15 protein-coding genes are annotated in these 17333 nt (G+C 43.7%); 2 read left to right on the forward strand and 13 right to left on the reverse strand.

Annotation, left to right across the window (positions count from 1 at the left end; translation table 11 throughout):
• Positions 1-360 precede the first annotated feature (360 nt).
• The 4 genes from surE to C900_RS23450 all read right to left on the reverse strand — a co-directional run bounded on the left by surE (position 361) and on the right by C900_RS23450 (position 4394).
• Positions 361-1131 (reverse strand): 5'/3'-nucleotidase SurE, encoded by a 771-nt coding sequence (surE, locus tag C900_RS23435; RefSeq protein ID WP_009582780.1) that lies wholly within the window; start codon positions 1129-1131, stop codon positions 361-363.
• Positions 1132-1149: 18 nt separating this feature from the next.
• Positions 1150-1764 carry a hypothetical protein gene (locus C900_RS23440; protein WP_009582781.1) on the reverse strand — a complete coding sequence of 205 codons (615 nt, stop codon included), beginning with the start codon at positions 1762-1764 and terminating at the stop codon, positions 1150-1152.
• A 3-nt stretch (positions 1765-1767) separates the two neighbouring features.
• Entirely contained in the window at positions 1768-2997 is a 1230-nt protein-coding gene (locus C900_RS23445) for a bifunctional 3,4-dihydroxy-2-butanone-4-phosphate synthase/GTP cyclohydrolase II (protein ID WP_009582782.1), read from the reverse strand.
• A gap of 176 nt (positions 2998-3173) precedes the next feature.
• Positions 3174-4394 (reverse strand): ABC transporter permease, encoded by a 1221-nt coding sequence (locus tag C900_RS23450; RefSeq protein ID WP_040497402.1) that lies wholly within the window; start codon positions 4392-4394, stop codon positions 3174-3176.
• 55 nt (positions 4395-4449) lie between these two features.
• On the opposite strand from C900_RS23450, the gene C900_RS23455 reads away from it, so the two are divergent.
• Positions 4450-5610 carry an exo-beta-N-acetylmuramidase NamZ family protein gene (locus C900_RS23455; RefSeq protein WP_009582785.1) on the forward strand — a complete coding sequence of 387 codons (1161 nt, stop codon included), beginning with the start codon at positions 4450-4452 and terminating at the stop codon, positions 5608-5610.
• A 613-nt stretch (positions 5611-6223) separates the two neighbouring features.
• Positions 6224-7150, forward strand: a complete 927-nt coding sequence (fmt, locus tag C900_RS23460) for a methionyl-tRNA formyltransferase (protein ID WP_157494161.1) — start codon at positions 6224-6226, stop codon at positions 7148-7150.
• A 159-nt stretch (positions 7151-7309) separates the two neighbouring features.
• Here the strand turns inward: fmt and pdeM are convergent, their stop codons facing one another.
• The 9 genes from pdeM to C900_RS23510 all read right to left on the reverse strand — a co-directional run bounded on the left by pdeM (position 7310) and on the right by C900_RS23510 (position 17327).
• A complete protein-coding gene (gene pdeM / locus C900_RS23465; protein WP_009582787.1) occupies positions 7310-7954 on the reverse strand; it encodes a ligase-associated DNA damage response endonuclease PdeM in 645 nt (214 codons plus the stop codon).
• 65 nt (positions 7955-8019) lie between these two features.
• Positions 8020-8316 carry a thioredoxin gene (trxA, locus tag C900_RS23470; RefSeq protein ID WP_009582788.1) on the reverse strand — a complete coding sequence of 99 codons (297 nt, stop codon included), beginning with the start codon at positions 8314-8316 and terminating at the stop codon, positions 8020-8022.
• Positions 8317-8506: 190 nt separating this feature from the next.
• Positions 8507-9598 (reverse strand): mandelate racemase/muconate lactonizing enzyme family protein, encoded by a 1092-nt coding sequence (locus C900_RS23475; RefSeq protein WP_009582789.1) that lies wholly within the window; start codon positions 9596-9598, stop codon positions 8507-8509.
• A gap of 113 nt (positions 9599-9711) precedes the next feature.
• The gene (locus tag C900_RS23480; RefSeq protein WP_009582790.1) at positions 9712-10803 is read right to left on the reverse strand and encodes an N-acetyltransferase DgcN family protein; all 1092 of its coding nucleotides are present in this window, start codon (positions 10801-10803) and stop codon (positions 9712-9714) included.
• Positions 10804-10816: 13 nt separating this feature from the next.
• Positions 10817-13453, reverse strand: a complete 2637-nt coding sequence (locus C900_RS29495; RefSeq protein WP_157494163.1) for a serine hydrolase — start codon at positions 13451-13453, stop codon at positions 10817-10819.
• 171 nt (positions 13454-13624) lie between these two features.
• On the reverse strand, positions 13625-14299 hold the full coding sequence (locus C900_RS23495; protein ID WP_009582792.1) for a peptidoglycan recognition protein family protein: 675 nt from the start codon (positions 14297-14299) through the stop codon (positions 13625-13627).
• Complete coding sequence (locus C900_RS23500) at positions 14296-15393, reverse strand: S66 peptidase family protein (protein WP_245558479.1); 1098 nt, start codon at positions 15391-15393, stop codon at positions 14296-14298. The genes C900_RS23495 and C900_RS23500 overlap by 4 nt, the downstream gene beginning before the upstream one ends.
• Positions 15394-15433: 40 nt before the next feature.
• Positions 15434-15853, reverse strand: a complete 420-nt coding sequence (locus tag C900_RS23505) for a hypothetical protein (protein WP_009582794.1) — start codon at positions 15851-15853, stop codon at positions 15434-15436.
• A 55-nt stretch (positions 15854-15908) separates the two neighbouring features.
• Positions 15909-17327 (reverse strand): SusD/RagB family nutrient-binding outer membrane lipoprotein, encoded by a 1419-nt coding sequence (locus C900_RS23510; RefSeq protein ID WP_009582795.1) that lies wholly within the window; start codon positions 17325-17327, stop codon positions 15909-15911.
• Between the last annotated feature and the right edge of the window lie 6 nt (positions 17328-17333).

Here is a 17333-nt window from a genome sequence, read left to right on the forward strand (position 1 = left end):
GTTACGTCCGGGATGACGGAAGTGGGGAATTGGAATAATTATCTAACTATCAGCATGTAATAAAAACTTGTCATTGGTACCCAAGGAGGGATCTATGCAGATAGGGATCAAAGCTTAGCATCTGTATTTGCCAAATTACTTTACCCACTTTTCTATTCTCAGACTTACTTTAGTTTTGTTCTCAATATATCTATACCTGCTGACTTGCTGCATGGCATGTCACGGAAGTAATTGTCGAGCCAGTGAGGGGAGTCTATTTTAAAGGGAAGAAGTGCTAAGGTGAATAGATATCTTCCTACAGTCGAGATGACCACGCGATGAAGGGATGAGTTTTCAATAATTGTATCTTTTTACAGAGGCTCAAATCTCCCATTCATCATTGAGCAAACTGATAGCATGATGTGCTGTAAGGTCAAACTGGCAAGGCACCACAGAAACGTAGTTATTGGCGATGGACCATTCGTCATTATCTTCTCCTTTATCGAAATTAACAAAATTGCCAGCCAGCCAAAAATACCTTCTACCTCGTGGGTCATAACGCTGATCAAATTCTTCCTGCCATTTTGCCCTGGCCTGTCTGCATATCTTAATACCCTTTATCTTTTCCTTTTGTTTAGCCGGGAAATTGACATTCAATGCAACTCCCTTCGCCAGGCCTTTTTTTAGTACTGTTTCTGCTATTTTCTTAATATGCTCTCTGGTATGGTTAAAATCAGCATCAGAGGAATAATCACAAAGAGAGAAGCCAATAGCAGGCATACCCTCAATGGCTGCTTCAATGGCTGCTGACATAGTACCAGAGTAGAGTACGCTTATTGAGGTATTGCTACCATGATTAATACCACTAACCACCAGGTCAGGTCTGCGGTCCCTCAACACAAAATGTTTGGCAATTTTCACACAATCAGCCGGGGTGCCGGAGCATTCATAGGCAGTTACATCGCCAAATATATCTGTTTCCTCCAGGCGAAGGGTATTTCCAATAGTGATAGCATGCCCCATCCCGGATTGAGGGCCATCGGGCGCTACAACTATTACCTCACCCAATTCTTTCATCACCTCTACTAAAGTGCGGATTCCTTTAGAAGAAATACCATCATCATTTGATACCAGGATCAGTGGTTTTTTCATTTCTGGTCTAAAATATGTTTATTCAAAAAGAGAATTATAATAAGCGACAGTTTTCATCAGGTCCGGGCGCTTATCTGTTCGGATCTTATTGGCTTTTATAAATTTCTTTATCTCACCCGACTTTTTATTCATGATCCAGATAAGATCTTTCTTTTTACCTGAAAACTGATGTATGGTGCCATCAGACTTTAAAAAATAATGGGTATGCACCAATACCATGCGTGTGTATGACCCAGCCATAGAGTAGGGATAGTTACTCACCTGATACTCAACAGACTCACGACTTAGTACGCTCAATTCCTTGCCCTGAAGAAGTACTTCAAAGATAACGGGCGCCTTATAATTATTTTTAATCCCATAAGGAAGTACATAGAACTGCCGGTAACGATTGGAAAGGTTATCAAAGATCTCGAAGAAAAAAAGCTTTCTGGCCGTATATGTTTTTATAGTCTTTTGATCATGGCTAAACTGTACCAGGTCGGTCTCAAGGTTATACTTTACTTGTCCTTTCAGTGTATCTCCTTCCAAAAGGACTACCTTGCCATCATGCCACACTTCTGAGGGAAAAGTTTGCGCTGAGGCAAGCCCATAGCTAAAACATATCGCCAAAAAGAAAAATAAAAGTTTCTTCACTCGTTAACCTTTGTCTTTTAATATTTGGTGGCCCATCTTATCACGCTTGGTCATCAGATAGCTTTGGTTATGTTGATTGGGCACCATTTCTATTGCCACATTCTCCACTATTTCTAACCCGTAGCCGATGAGTCCGACACGTTTTTTAGGATTATTAGAGATCAATCTGATCTTATGAATATTCAGGTCCCTCAAAATCTGTGCCCCGATACCGTAGTCACGCTGATCCATTTCAAAGCCCAGTTTCAGATTAGCTTCTACTGTATCCAGACCTTCTTCCTGTAATTTATAAGCCTTTAATTTATTTACCAAGCCAATTCCTCTTCCTTCCTGGTTCATATAGAGAACCACTCCTTTTCCTTCCTTCTCCACCATTTGCATGGCACCATGTAGCTGGCCCCCGCAGTCGCATCGGCATGAGCCGAATATATCACCTGTTACGCATGAGGAATGTACCCTTACGAGCACCGGCTCATCCGGTTTCCACTCGCCTTTTATCAATGCCAAATGGTTATCTCCGGTATTGGTCTGCTCATAAGCCACCAACTTGAAGTCCCCGTATTCTGTAGGCATATGTACATTCTCAACCTTCCTTTGGATAAGGCTTTCCTTCTCTATACGATATTGTATCAGATCCTGGATGGAAACCAGCTTCAGATCAAAACGCTTAGCCACATGAACAAGATCAGGGAGCCTGGCCATGGAACCATCTTCATTCATGATCTCAACAAGTACCCCGGCAGGCCTGAACCCCGCCAATCTGGCAAAGTCTATAGCTGCTTCGGTATGTCCGGCCCTTCTTAGCACTCCTCCCCTTTTAGCTTTCAAAGGAAAAATATGTCCGGGCTTGCCCAGCTCCTCAGGGTTAGTTTCAGGATCGGCCAATGCTTTTATAGTCTTAAAACGATCGTGGGCAGATATTCCTGTGGTGCAACCATGACCGATCAGGTCTACAGAGACAGTAAATGGGGTCTCAAAGGTGGCTGTATTCCTGCCAACCATTAGTTCTAACCCCAGTTCTTCACAGCGATCTTCTACTAACGGCACGCAAATAAGACCACGGCCGTGGGTAGCCATAAAGTTGACAATCTCAGGAGTAATACATTCTGCTGCACAGATGAAGTCTCCTTCATTCTCCCTGTCTTCATCATCAACAACGATAATAACCTTACCGTTTTTCACATCTTCAAGGGCTTCCTCGATAGTATTGAGCTTAATTTTTTCCTGACTCATGAATGCTAGTAGTTTGGGCAAAAATAGGTCAATTTAGACCAGTAAAAAAATTTTCTTCTTCATCAACAAATATTAATCAGTACGTTCAGAAGTGGAAGCAAGTTGCCTCAAATACTGTCAACCATAACTTATACCTACATGCCAATTTTAAAGTATGTCAGAATAACCGACCTCAATCAGTCAAACTTGATACTTTTGATGGGATTAATTCGTGCTATTATTATGGTTGGGATAAGGATGATCAGGCTCACCACAATAAAAGTGAGTAAATTGAGCCCCAATACCACCTGCCAGTCCCACCCAATAGGAACATAGCTCATGTAGTAATCGTGCGGATTAAGGGGTATTACCTTAAACTGATACTGAATATAACAAAGCCCAAGTCCCAACAAATTGCCGATAAGCAATCCTTTCAGGATGAGCTGTATCCCATTATATGAAAATATACTTCGGATCAGCCTGTTATTGGCTCCAAACGATTTTAATAATCCTATCATTTGTGTGCGCTCCATAATGAGGATGAGGATAATAGAGATCATATTCACACAAACAACAAAAAGAATGATACCCAGAAATATATTTACCTGTCTGCTGATCAAATGCAACCAGTCAAATACCTGTACATATTTCTCTCTCACCGGCTCTACGTAAAAATCATAATCAACGATTTCTTCCAGCATTTGTTCGGCCTCACCGATTTTATTGGCATTGCTTATAAACACTTCCATGCCTCCGGCAATACTATCAGACCAATTGTTGAGTCGCTGGATCAGGCGAATGTCTCCGATAATGAATTTAGCATCGTAATATTCAGACAGATTGGTTTCATAAATGCCCACCACCTCTAATTTCCTTACCCGGGGTGGGTTTTGGAAAAAATGAACGATAACATCATCTCCAATGCTTAGTCTGAGCTTGTTGGCTATCGTACGGCTTAACAGCACCTCTTTTGAATATGTGCTGTCCTCAAAGGATATGAACCTGCCCTCAACAAGGCTGGTTTTAAATTTTTGCTGGTCAAATCTCTTACTGACGCCCTTAAAGATAATTCCCAAAACCTCTTCCTCCGTTTTGATCAAGCCGGCTTTATGACTAAACTCCTGTACATGTTTCACAAAGCCGTAGCTCTCATAATTATTGTAGAGTTCGTTGTCAAGAGAAATAGGCGACTCTTCATATGAATTACCCATGGTGTATTTAGTAATCTGGATATGAGAGCTAAAATTGTAGATCTTATCGGAAACCGTATTCTGAAATCCTTTCAGGATCAGGAAAGAGACGATCATAACAGCAAGTCCTATCCCAATACTGCCAATTGCTATTTTATGTATGGTCGAAGAAAAGCTGTTACCACTTTGGCTGGTAATTCTTTTGGATATAAAATAAGATAGGTTCAAGAATATCGTTTAAATTTATGTACTCTTATTACAACGCAAATTAAAGAATTAACAGTTGAACAGGCTTATTTTATTCATATCATTTTATTTATTCTTTTCCTCATGCAGCATCAGCCAGCCGGAAGATCCTCAGTTGCTACTGACAGGAGCAGAGCAAACGAATGAATATTTGCCTATGTTAAAGGGTAAGAAAATAGGTATGGTGGTGAACCACACTTCTGTGATAGGAAAAACTCACCTGGTGGATTCGCTCCTCAGTCTTGACATAAGAATTCAGAAAGTATTCGCCCCGGAGCATGGCTTTAGAGGTGATGCCGATGCCGGAGAAAAAGTGAAAGATGGAATAGATATAGCCACGCAATTGCCCATTATTTCTCTTTATGGCAATAACAAAAAACCCTCAGTGGAGCAGCTTCAGGGAATCGATCTGGTGATCTTCGATATCCAGGATGTTGGCACCAGGTTCTATACCTATATCAGCACTATGCATTATGTAATGGAAGCTTGCGCGGAAAATGATATTAAAATGCTCATCCTCGACAGACCTAACCCCAATGGCATGTATGTGGATGGTCCCGTGTTAAAACCCGAATTCCAGTCTTTCGTAGGATTACACCCGATACCAATCCTGCATGGATTGACAGTGGGTGAACTCGCTCAGATGATCAACGGAGAAGGATGGTTAAATAATAGCATCAAGTGTGATTTGAAGGTCATCCCTGTTAAGAATTACAGCCATGATGAAGATTATTCGCTACCGGTAAAACCCTCTCCTAACTTACCCAATGGCCTGTCTGTAAAAATGTACCCTTCGCTGTGTCTTTTCGAAGGCACCGTGATCAGTGTTGGTAGGGGCACTTACAAACCCTTTCAACAGATCGGTCATCCGCAGTTTACAGATATGGCACACCAGTTTACTCCGAAAAGCATCGATGGCATGTCCAAATATCCGCCTTATGAAGGGCAAACCTGCTACGGGATTAGTTTTGAGGATACCGATTTCGAAGGAGGATTCACGCTGAAATACATCATTGACTTCTACAAAAAGTATGGGGGGGAGGATTACTTCAATAACTTTTTTGACAAACTGGCTGGTACTGATCAATTAAAACAGCAGATTAAGAAAGGAATATCTGAAGAAGAGATCAGAAAAAGCTGGGCACCGGACCTGGAGCAGTATCGAAAGATGCGGGAGAAGTACCTTTTGTATGAATGATAGATCAATCGGCGGTAGGCAGAGGTAGTAGGCAAAGCTCCAGTAAAATATCATCATTGCGAGCTTGTAAATTTGGAAAAAATCCAAACCCAGAGTTGAAAATGCCATGAAAATTAACAAAACGGGTCATTCCGGGGAACGAGGAATCTTACCAAGTCCGTGGACGTACCTTCTAAATTAGTAAGATCCTTCCTGCGTCAAGGATGACAAGTTTTTATTACACGCTGATAGTCAACTGATTATTCAATTTATAACTCCGTCATCCCGGACGTAACGCAGTGAAGATCCGGGATCTCCTCGCTACTGGCGGTGTCCGGGCTTCAGCTTCTGCCATGGATCAGGGGATCCTGAATATTTTCTTCGCTGCTCTACGAAAATTTCAGGATGACGCGATTAGTTGCGATCTCTGTTTCCTCAGTTTCTTCTGTCGTAAATGATGGCAGCATAGTGTCATTATCCACAAAATCAACTGAAAGTTGTTGGATGCCTTAGGATGACTTTGGGAAGAGGGAGCACATACTGATAGATTGAGTCGTCACTTTGGGAAAGCCAATTAAATTGTTTGCAAAAAGAATAAAACCGCTAATCTTTGCAGCTCATCAACCATGAGAGCATGAAGGACCTGCGAATAATCTATATGGGCACACCGGATTTTGCCGTGCCGTCCCTGGAAATACTTATTGAAAATGGTTTTAATGTTGTTGCAGCGATCACCGCTCCTGACAAGCCAAAGGGTCGGGGACAAAAAGTGGCCATCTCTCCTGTTAAAGATTGTGCTGTAAAACATAACATCCCGGTCCTACAGCCAACGAATCTGAAATCGCCCGAGTTTATTAATGAACTGAGAAGCTACAATGCTAGTCTGCAAATCGTTGTAGCCTTTCGTATGCTTCCTGAGGCAGTCTGGAATATGCCGGAGATCGGCACTTTTAATCTTCATGCTTCCCTGCTACCGCAATACAGAGGCGCTGCTCCCATCAACTGGGCCATTATCAATGGTGAAAAAGAAACGGGGGTCACCACTTTCTTTCTGAAGCACGAGATTGATACGGGAAAGATCATCTTCCAGGAAAGGGAACCGATCAGAGAGGATGATACAGTCGGAGACCTGTATGCCAGGCTGATGCAAAAAGGTGCAAAACTGGTGCTGAAAACGGTGCAAGCCATCCAGCGAGGCGATTACCCCCAGATGGATCAGAATGAAGACCAGGAGCTAAAATCCGCACCAAAGATATTCCGGGAAACCTGCCAGATCAACTGGAATCAGCCAACCGACAAGATATATAATTTTATCCGGGGTCTTTCTCCTTATCCTGCAGCATGGACTGAAATCAACGGCAAAAACCTGAAGCTCTACCTGGTAAAGAAGCTGGCAATGAATAATGAATTAAAAGCTCTCTCTCCCGGTGACTATGCCTCTGATGGTAAAAAATACCTGCATTTCCACACGCAGGATGGAGGTATTGATGTAAAGGAGCTTCAGATCGAAGGAAAGAGAAAAATGGATATTGAGGAGTTTTTAAGGGGAAATAAAGTATAATATTTAACTGCTGAGCGAGCAGAGAAAAAGAGGGGGTCTTAAAAGTCGCCTTCTGACGTCCCCTGAACTTGATTCAGGATCCCCTGATTAGTTTCTGCTCATTTCCAGGGGATTCCAAATCAAGTTTGGAATAACGACTGACTTTTAAGCCCCCCTCTTTTAGAGTTTTATCACCTTCCCTTCCACAATAACAAAAACCTGGTCGTTCGCTAACGGTTTGATCATATGCATCCCTGTAAACTCTCCGAAAGCAGGTAACAATGCCTGTTGAGCTCCGAAGTAGAAGCATGGAAGCCGTAGTCCCTGCCTTCCTTTACCGCGCAGCTTCACACCAGGGTGAATATGCCCTGCAATATTATATTTTCCAGCAGGAACAGCCTCTAACGGCTCGTGAGATAAAATAAAATCGTCAATACATATCGGCTCGTTATGGACAACGAGTTGATGCTTCTGGTACTGATAGTCGCTCATGATATCATGGTTGCCCTGCACCAGTTCAAAAGAGATAGCCGGGAAATATCTTAATACCTGACCAAAAACTTCCCACTCGGGATTATAATGGCTATGAAAGAGGTCGCCCATAAACATCACCCGCTCCGGATTGATGCACTGCAACAGCGCTATCAGTCTCTCAATATTCTCGTCATTAGGTTTATGTGGAACCGGAATTCCGGACCTGCGGAAGTGATTGATCTTGCCCAGGTGCATGTCGGAGATCAAAAGAATTCTCAATGACTCCCAAAATACCGCTTTCTCCGGAAAAAGCACCAGTTTTTTATCTCCAACAAAAAATTCTTCGATCACTCGTTTGAATAGCTCAGATATTTCTTCCTCAAATTAACCGAAAAAGAAATACATCTCAAGATCGTTTAAGCGTTTTGATCTATCACTGCTTTCAACTGGTTAGTAGGCACTACTCCTGACTGCCTCCACTTCACCTGGCCATTTTTGAAAAGCATCAATGTTGGCACTCCACGAACACCAAAAGCAGCCGCAGCCTGCTGATTTTTATCGACATCCACTTTTATGATCTTGGCTTTATCGCCTATAGCAGCTTTCAATTCGTCCAATATGGGCGCCATCATCTGACACGGCCCACACCATGTGGCAAAAAAATCTACCAGCACCGGCTTGTCTCCATTGATCAATTCCTGAAATTTTGACATATCAATTCTTTGTTAATTTTAACTATTAACAAATTTAACAATAGAATGCCCCCCGAAGTGTGACTTTAGTTACAATCGTTAGTAGTTAGTCCTGGGTCATTAGTCTTGAGTACTGGGCCTCAAATATTGAGAAGATACACAATACCTTTCTTTTTTACTCAAGACTAATGACTAACTACTCACGGCTAACCTACAGGGTGCCTCCCGAAACCTGCTGAAGCAATTCGACTCCCAATCCCGGTTTATCGGTCACCGACATCCATCCATCTTTGATCTGAAATCCACCTGAAACAGCATCTACCACCAAGTCCAGGCTACCGTCAAGGTCGAGATATTTGGTGTTGCTGAAGCAAAGTGCGGTGTGTAACGCAGCAGAGATACTCACGGCACTCTCGTCATTACAGCCCCACATCAGGTCGGTACCGGAAACATCAGCTATCATAGCTATCTGACGTCCGGGGTAAATGCCTCCCGACTTCATGAGCTTGATATTGAAAATACCGCTCGCTCCGGGCGGTGAAGCCAGTGTAAAAGCATCTTTGGGTGAAAGCAGGCTTTCATCAGCGGCAATAATGGCTTTTATCGGATCAGGAAGTTGTTTGAGAAGCTGTATATCCATAGCTGGAGTAGGCTGCTCTATCAGTTCTATATCAAGTTTTCCAGTTTTGTCGTAAAATTTCTTCAGCGCAGCCACATCATATCCCTGGTTGGCATCGACACGTACGATCATCTGGTTTCCATAGACCTCACGAAGTTTGACCATACGTTCTATGTCTTCATCGACATCTTTTCCTGTCTTCACTTTCAACACTCGGAAACCCATTTCATAATATTCCTGTGCTTCCTTCAGCGTGTCCTCCACATTCTTGATCCCGATGGTCACTGAAGTGGCCATGCTCCTGATCTTCTGTCCTAAAAACATAGCCAAAGGTACGCCCAGGTGCTTGGTGAATGCATCATGAATAGCTATGTCCAATGCTGCTCTTGCAGCCGGTGTTTTAGGAAAATTTCGCACCACCTCGTCCAACAAGCCATAAAATTCCCGAATATCCCGCCCTATGAGAAACTCCAGATTTTCCTCTGAAAGCGTATTTAGTGTATCATCTAACGACTCCCCCACTACCTGCTGACTGGGATTTCCTGCTCCGAGGCCAAAAGTACTATTTTCAAGATTCAGCTTTACAAACACACAATCCACATCATCTACCGTTTTGAAGGCAATGGTATAGGGTCTGGTATTGCCCAGGTTCATCCTCCAAACCTCTATCGACTCTATTTTCATATTATATAATTTTTAGTATTGAGTCCCGAATCCCCAGTATCGAGTGTCGTAGTCTTGAGTTCCTTCGAAAATCTTTACTCTATACTCAGGACTAGAGACTAAATGACTCTTATTCATGCTTTTACTAATCGTTGTTTAATCAATTCCACAAGACCGCTTACCCCATCTTCCATAGGACATATCACCGGCAGTCGGCTTCTCTTCATAATGTCCGCCCGGCTGTCTTCAATTTGCTGTGTAGACATTTTAGAAGTATTCAGTGTAATTGCCCAAGTATCTGCACCCAGTAATTTGATGATCTCCTTGTCCTTAAGCACATCAGGAATGGTAGCCGGAAAACTTTCCAGGTTATTGTATCGCTCGCGCACCGGATGGTGCTGAAGAATAACACCATCCAATCTTCCGGAAATGATGAACTCCGAACCGCAAGGCCCTCCGGGGTTGAGCAGGCTGGCCTGTCCTTCAACCAGGATCACCTCAGGCTTTTCATTTTCCCAGCAGCTATGGATAGCATGCTCGATCTCACCTGGAATAAAATCATTAGGCGTGGCGTCAAAGATAAATCCATATTTAGAGCCCTGCAGCCATCCGGTCTGGCCGGTAAAGATCATCTCAGCCTTTACCCCAGCCTCGTTGAGAGCATTGGTGAGCAATCTGGCCGTTGTTCTCTTACCCATCGAGCAATCTGTACCTAAGACACCGATCTTCAGACAATCCACTTCCAAAATTTTACCCTTCCAGAAATGAAGATCATTAAAGGCTTTGGGCTTTCGGATATCATAAATGAGAACATCATTTTTTATGGCCAGGGCCTGTAGTTCTTCAATATCAGATAGCGGCTGGTGCAGCCCATTGACAATGCTCATCCCCGCTTCAAGAGCATCTTTAACTACCGGGTAGAGGCTCTCTGGCAGCCTGCCGCCTTTTGTAGCCATGCCTATAACTGCATACTTTGGCCTATCACCAACTTTATTAAGCAGTTCCTGAATGGATGCCACGACAGGAATATTCCGCGCTTTTCCATCCACCACTTTTCCTGCATCCTGCCCTGCCAGCTTATCATCGATCACTCCCAGTATATCAAATCGTTTTGACTCGCGGATCAGTCCATGAGCCGTTTTGGCATGGATGGTTTCCAGGAGACCCCCGGTTATTATGCAGGCAGTTCCTCCCAACTGCTGATCTGCAACTTGTAGATCTATCATATCTTAACTTTTGTTATTCATCAAATAGTTCAATTACCCGGCCATTGATCACTGCGTATCTCACCACATCGCCTTTGCTTATCAGGAAATTCGCTTCCTGCCCAAGATCAGGTGCAACCAGAATATCCTGTGCTGCAGGCACGATGCTGATGGGTAATGTAGCACTGATCTTTGCGTCAGGTATTTGCTTCACCTTCACCGCTGTATAGCCTGCCTGGAGCCACTCACGGGCACGTTCTTCTGTAATGGCGCTTACCTCTACCACAGGCGGATATATCTCACCCGGGATGATCTTCATTCCACCGGCATCCAGTTCTTCATATCCGTAGAAGGTCGAGAGGTCACCCATATCGTCAATGGAGCTTTGGTGGTAGGTCTCACCTTCTTGTGTTCTTTCGGAGTTAAATATTCCGATGTCCATTGTGTAGTACTTTCCGTTTCTAAAAACCTGTCCGTTGCGAACCAATAGATCATAAAACTTTCTGTCATTCTCAGGGATCCGGTAATAAGCATTTAGCGGCATGTTTTGGTACCTGCTTTCAGCGATCTCACTCAGCGCATGCAGGATGGCTACAAAATTCATTTTCACCAGCTCCTTTTTCTCCGGGTCTCCGGGGTATCCTCCGGATTCGATCAGGATTGTATTGGTACCCCATTTTTGCATGTTGTCACCAAAGGCACGTGGTTCGAAGGCATCATCGTACCTGCCTATCCTTCCGGGAATGTATTCCTGGAGCACATCATTCATCGAAACGATCAGTTTCATGGCTTTACCCCGGCCTTCGTTCACTTCTTTTTCATAGTTGTAAGCCGGAGCTAAAAATGAAATTGACGCCGTTTTGCCGGTGCGGTAGGCATTGTAATGCTTGCTTTGGTCATGTAGATTAAAACCGAACTCAGGCTCGTATTTGTCCCGGGTTTCCTTCAATATCCGTGCTTCAGGGGAGATCAATCGTAATGCATCGCGGTTAAGGTCAATGGAAAGGGCATTCCGTCTTTTAAAAACCTCAGCACCATCAGGGTTGAGCATCGGGATGATATACAGTGTTGTTTCCTTAAGTATCTTATCTTTAAAAACATTTAAGGCATCATCAGAAGCAAGGAAGTTGAATATTTCAAACAATGCACGGGTAGCCGTAGATTCATCACCATGCATTTGCGACCATAGCAACACTTTAGTTGCGCCCTCTCCAGCTTTTACCAGATTGATCTCTCTACCTTCCACGGATTCTCCCAACTTAGACACTTCGAATCCTGGCAATGATTTGGATTTTTCGATAAATGGCTCGATATCCTTTCGTTTTATCCTTCTATAATCCAGGGCCGGGACGTGATAGTGTTGATAGTTTTGATAAAGGTTGGGGTGTAATGTTTCAGAAACCTTTAACACTTTGTCATAATTCACCATAAATCGCGAAAAGTCAGGGTGAAATAGCCGCTTTCTGTTCAATTCATATTGATATATGAGCTGCCCCAGGTTTTTCATGAACGGGAAGGCCACCTGTTCGTACTCATACTGCCCGTCATTGTAAATTTCATTTTCATTAGTGTGAATGACTGCAGAAAGCATGAACTCCACTTTATTTTTGTTATCAACGATATAAGCATTGTCGATCATGTAACCATATGCCTGACCTATTTTATTAAAAATTCGGATATGCTTTGGAATAGCCGCTTTGTCATTTCCATACATGAGGAATTTGCTATATGCATCATAATATTCTTCCGAAGGATATTGCGGCCAGGTCGTCTCCGAGGGCAACTGCGACATATACTGATAGAGAAACTGGTAATCTTCCTCTGTAAGGTCAAATGTGTGCTGTTGATCTTTGTATCCAGGAAACACAACTGCCCTGAGCATCAACTGCAACTCATCAAGCGGTATGAAGTTTTTATGAGTAAACTCCATGGGGCTTTCAACCAACTCTTCCCCACTGATGTAACCCTTGCCTTTTAGCACCTCGCCTTTTAGTGGCAGCGGATCAGGATTGCGAACCATAAGCTGCTCATGAAGTGTAGAATCGCCTGCCACAAACCGCACAGGGTTGGTATGGCGGTTCTCCTCTTCATTCAGAAAAATGGACAGCCGGTGAATGATCCTGGAATCGTCATAGCCCTTTGCTTTCAGTTTATTGTTGACCTCCTGCTGTCCAACGAACTCGTACAATCTGTTGTAGGCATCGTTGTCGCTAACGATAAAAAGCTTTTTGATGTAGTGAGCAATGGCTGGCAAGCCTGTGGCTGCTGTAGAGTCCTTCAGAACGGCTGTTTGACCGGAGTAGGCACTATCCGTGAGCATTGCAGCATATTTATCGACACCTGGCACCTTCATTTTATTCAGCTTCTCTAAAGCCATAAAAGCCACTGGCATTTTTACCGTACTGGCCGGGTAGAAATATCGATCAGGATCAAAATTGTAGTAAAAAGACTGAAAAGAAGGCGCATTGTTGCTATCCCGGTTGATCTGTGTATAGATGATCTGCACCTCATATTTGTCTTTATTCTTAAGGATATCCTGGAACTGATCGGGATGTGTTTTCATCAGGTTCTCCAGCAGGCTCTCATCTTCCTTTACCGACATCATTTCGGGGCTACAGTGTAATAATGTTAAACTCATAATGGTCCAGATCTTTGGCATCCAGTTCTTCATTGTGCATTCATTTAGTATTGAAATGGACAAGCTCGAAAACCGAAGTCGGAAGTTGCATTACTCACGACTTCTCTTTTTTGCCTACCACTTTTGTCGACTACCGATTTCATCTTAGCCTGTCCGATCACTATCGTTGGAATAAGTTTAGAATGACTAAAGTTTATCCTCATACTATTTTTCTCCAGGCGCTTTTTTCAATGCTTTATTTCCAATGGCTTCATGCAGCCGGTCGATAAATTCTTTTCCTACATCATCTTTGTCCGTTAAATAGTCAGGATCCTTTTCTTTCCATAACTCATGACCGATGAAATTTTTGTATTGATCATGCCCGATAAGGTATTCGATACTGTATTTTTTAATAAGGTAAGCAATAAGCGCCTTATTTGCTTCAAATTGTGCTTCGGTCAATGGATACTCATGGCCGTCCGCCACATTTTCAATGCCTATAGCACAGTAGTTAAGACCTATTACGTGTCTCGCAAATGTTGTTTCCGGCAATAATTGATAGATAGTGCCGTCCCTATCCACTAGAAAATGTGCTGAAACATTGAGGCTACCTGCACTTTGGATATCGGCTCTTGTACCGGGAAGAACCGGTGGATAAAACGCATCAAAAGACTGCTTCAGGTCGGGGTAGGCTGTCCAGTGTACGACTATTATCTTAGGGTCTATTTTGGCTGAGTCAAGCTCCATACCATATCGCTCCCGAATGTACTCCAAAGAAAGTCGTTCCCTTTCATGATTGTAAATGATAGGCTTTTGGACGATCCTGGGTTCAGACTGGCAAGCTATCAACAGGAAAACAGCCAGCCACTGTTTTTTAAAGTTCTGGCTGATCAACTTCATATTACGGCTCCCTCCAGCAGTTTTATAGTTCCTTTGTCCGCATCAATTTGTGCCTTCAATCCTATAGGAACCGTAAATTTTTTCCCGATGTGCCCTATCATGGCGCCGCTGTAGGCTGGGATCCCCAGTGGTTTGATGTAATGATCGATCACCTCCTCCAGTGTTAGTGAGCCGTAGCCGTCACCCGGATGACACCGGGTACACCTGCCCATTACAAAGCCACTCAGTTCGTCAAATACTCCGGCCAGTTTAAGTTGCGACATCATTCTGTCCACAGCATATATCTTCTCCCCCACCTCCTCGAGGAATAGGATCTTATTCTTCCAGTCTGGAAGATAGCCTGACCCCACAAGACCCGCAAGCACAGACAGATTACCTCCAGCCAGCACCCCTAGAGCTTGACCAGACGCAATCGTCCGTGTGCGGTTTTCAACCTGAACCAGTTCATCTTCACCCTTTGGTGGATTTTCCAGCAGTACGGGTCCTCCTTCAAAGAGTATTTTTTTGAAATATTCCGAAGAAAAAGTGTTCCATTCCGAGGTAGCCACCGGCCCATGAAAGGTAATGAGTCCCGTTTTGGCATAAATAGCCAATAAAAAAGCTGTAATATCGCTATAGCCTATGAAAATCTTCGGATGAGCAGCAATAGCCTTGTAATCTAACTTATCCAGTATCCTGGCAGCGCCTGATCCTCCCCTCAGGCAAACAATGGCTTTTACAGCATCATCTCTGAACATTTGATTGATCTCTTCGGCCCTGTCTTCATCCTTTCCCGCCAGATGTCCATACCTGTCGAATAAATGCTTCCCCAGCTTCACCTCCAGGCCAAGCGCCTCAAGTATTTCTATAGCTACTTCATAGGGCTCGCTCTCATAAATAGCTCCTGACGGACTGATCAGCCCTACAGTATCCCCCTCTTGAAGCCTTGCCGGTTTAACGTGTTTAGCAAATTGGTCATTTCTTGACCAGCCAGGGGCATTTGCCCCTGCAAAAAACCACAATGAAGCAGGCACCGCTGCCAATTGCTGAACAAACTTTCTTCTGGATGCAGACATTCTACAATTTAATGATGAAAAGGGAATTAAATTACGCATAGAGTAAATTTAACCCCTTTTCTCTATCACACTCACTTATTTATTGAACAGACAATTCAATTTTTTCAACCTGAGGAAACGCTTTAGCAGAGCGAAGCTCGACAAAGATGGTAACCTTAGCACCAGCCGGTACAGTATAGTCGAAGGTCCGAACAACCTCCTCGTCTATTGGCGCATTATTTTCATCCATAGAACTGATCTCCGTTCGACTTCCACCGTCTATCCGCTGCAGGAAAGTCACTGACGCTATAGGATCTTCACTGTAGTTGACATAAGAAAGTGTGATCTCCACTGTCTCCCCCACTACAGGATTATTATTGTCTACTGTAAAATCTACATTAGTGGCATAAGCTTCACCCACCACTGAGTGGCCAGGGAGAACGTCATTTTCATCACAGGCTATAATCGTTAGCAACATCCATGCTGCGATAAAGTATATTCTTTTATAGTTATTCATCATTATTGAAAGTTTATTTTCATATTTCTGATCTCTGATTTCCGATTTAATATTTCAACTACTGGTCCCACCACAAGCGATCCAACAGCGTCACATCTGGCACATTCTGCCTGTTTCTTTGTGTTTCCGAATCAGGATAGATCAACCTGCGAATAAACTCTCCCCCCAATTCAGGGTTAAGATTAGCAGGTACAGTCATATCAGCATATTGGTAGTCAAACCTTCTGGCATCTACCCAGGTTTCAGGGTGCAAGAACATGGCGATGTACTTCTCCTTCAAAATCAGAGCACGTGTAAGCGAACCAGCGCCCACTGCTACTTGAGGATCAGTCAGATATACCTGAATATCAGCATTGTCTACACCAAGTTTTTCCATATGAGCCTCAATACCATCCAGGTATGACTGGTAAGCCCTGGCTGGATCACTGCTTAGCGCTGCTTCGGCTTCTATGAACTTCAATTCAGCATAAGTTATTACCTCTATGGGCGATGTACGGCTGGAATAGTAAGTTCCCTCTACCAAAGTAGATCTAGCTCCTTGTTCCGGAGCATCTCCCCGCCCTGCTCCATTCTCTGTTCCTATAAATTCACCCCCATTGGTAGTACCGAACATGAAAGACATCCTGGGGTCAACCACTCCATATGTGGTACCATCCATGGCCTCTATCAACTGTTCCGATATCCATCCACCCAGTATCAGGCTGGCATTGCTAATGGCCACACTGGCCCAGGGGTTCACCTGCTCGGCAAAATAACTCACCGTTGCATCATCAGCATTACCGGTATAGCTACCCTCCACCTGATTGAGTATAGCAGTTGGATCGTAATCCCCCGTTTCACTCAAATGTAACAGGTATCTCGCCTTTAATGCATGCGCTGTTTTAATCCAGAGGTCGATATCACCTTCGTAAATAAAGTCGTCATTCTCAACTTCATAAGAGAAGTTGCCACTTTCCAGATCCTGAATGCCATCGTCCAGCAACTGTTGGATCACGTTGTAAAGTCCATGATCGGTGTCGTAGGCAGGTGTTAGCGTTTGGGCAAAAAAGGCTTCTGTATAGGGAATATCCCCCCAAAGATCAACCGTGATACCCAAATTAACAGCCTTTAATATCTTGGCTATACCGGCATAGTTAAATGCCTCCAACTCCTCGGCTTGTAGCTCCAGGTCGCTAAGGTCAGTCATTACATCGTATAGTTCAAACCAAGTCTGGTCAAAAGCCACTGGCTCCTGAGTGTCAGTAGCGCTCGCGGCATTAGGCGATGCCAGGTATTGTACATAATATGAAGTAATAAGTCCGGCATTTTGAATATTGTCACCGGTTTCGAAGCTTGTTCTGGCCAATAAACCCGACAGCGGAGCCACAGACGGATTATTCGGATCCGTATTGATATCGAGATAGTCGTCACAACCCAGGGCGGTCAAAGCGACCATTGCCCAGGCTACAAAATGTCTTTTATATGTTCTCTTTTCCATGGTCAT

It is taken from the genome of Fulvivirga imtechensis AK7, assembly GCF_000331535.1.
Lineage (GTDB): Bacteria > Bacteroidota > Bacteroidia > Cytophagales > Cyclobacteriaceae > Fulvivirga > Fulvivirga imtechensis.

Coding starts and splice junctions, on each gene's coding strand:
- surE (WP_009582780.1), bottom strand. CDS start 1,131: ATGAAAAAACCACTGATCCTGGTATCAAATGATGATGGTATTTCTTCT.
- C900_RS23445 (WP_009582782.1), bottom strand. CDS start 2,997: ATGAGTCAGGAAAAAATTAAGCTCAATACTATCGAGGAAGCCCTTGAA.
- fmt (WP_157494161.1), top strand. CDS start 6,224: ATGAAGGACCTGCGAATAATCTATATGGGCACACCGGATTTTGCCGTG.
- trxA (WP_009582788.1), bottom strand. CDS start 8,316: ATGTCAAAATTTCAGGAATTGATCAATGGAGACAAGCCGGTGCTGGTA.
- C900_RS23475 (WP_009582789.1), bottom strand. CDS start 9,598: ATGAAAATAGAGTCGATAGAGGTTTGGAGGATGAACCTGGGCAATACC.
- C900_RS23480 (WP_009582790.1), bottom strand. CDS start 10,803: ATGATAGATCTACAAGTTGCAGATCAGCAGTTGGGAGGAACTGCCTGC.
- C900_RS29495 (WP_157494163.1), bottom strand. CDS start 13,453: ATGAAGAACTGGATGCCAAAGATCTGGACCATTATGAGTTTAACATTA.
- C900_RS23495 (WP_009582792.1), bottom strand. CDS start 14,299: ATGAAGTTGATCAGCCAGAACTTTAAAAAACAGTGGCTGGCTGTTTTC.
- C900_RS23500 (WP_245558479.1), bottom strand. CDS start 15,393: ATGCGTAATTTAATTCCCTTTTCATCATTAAATTGTAGAATGTCTGCA.
- C900_RS23505 (WP_009582794.1), bottom strand. CDS start 15,853: ATGATGAATAACTATAAAAGAATATACTTTATCGCAGCATGGATGTTG.
- C900_RS23510 (WP_009582795.1), bottom strand. CDS start 17,327: ATGGAAAAGAGAACATATAAAAGACATTTTGTAGCCTGGGCAATGGTC.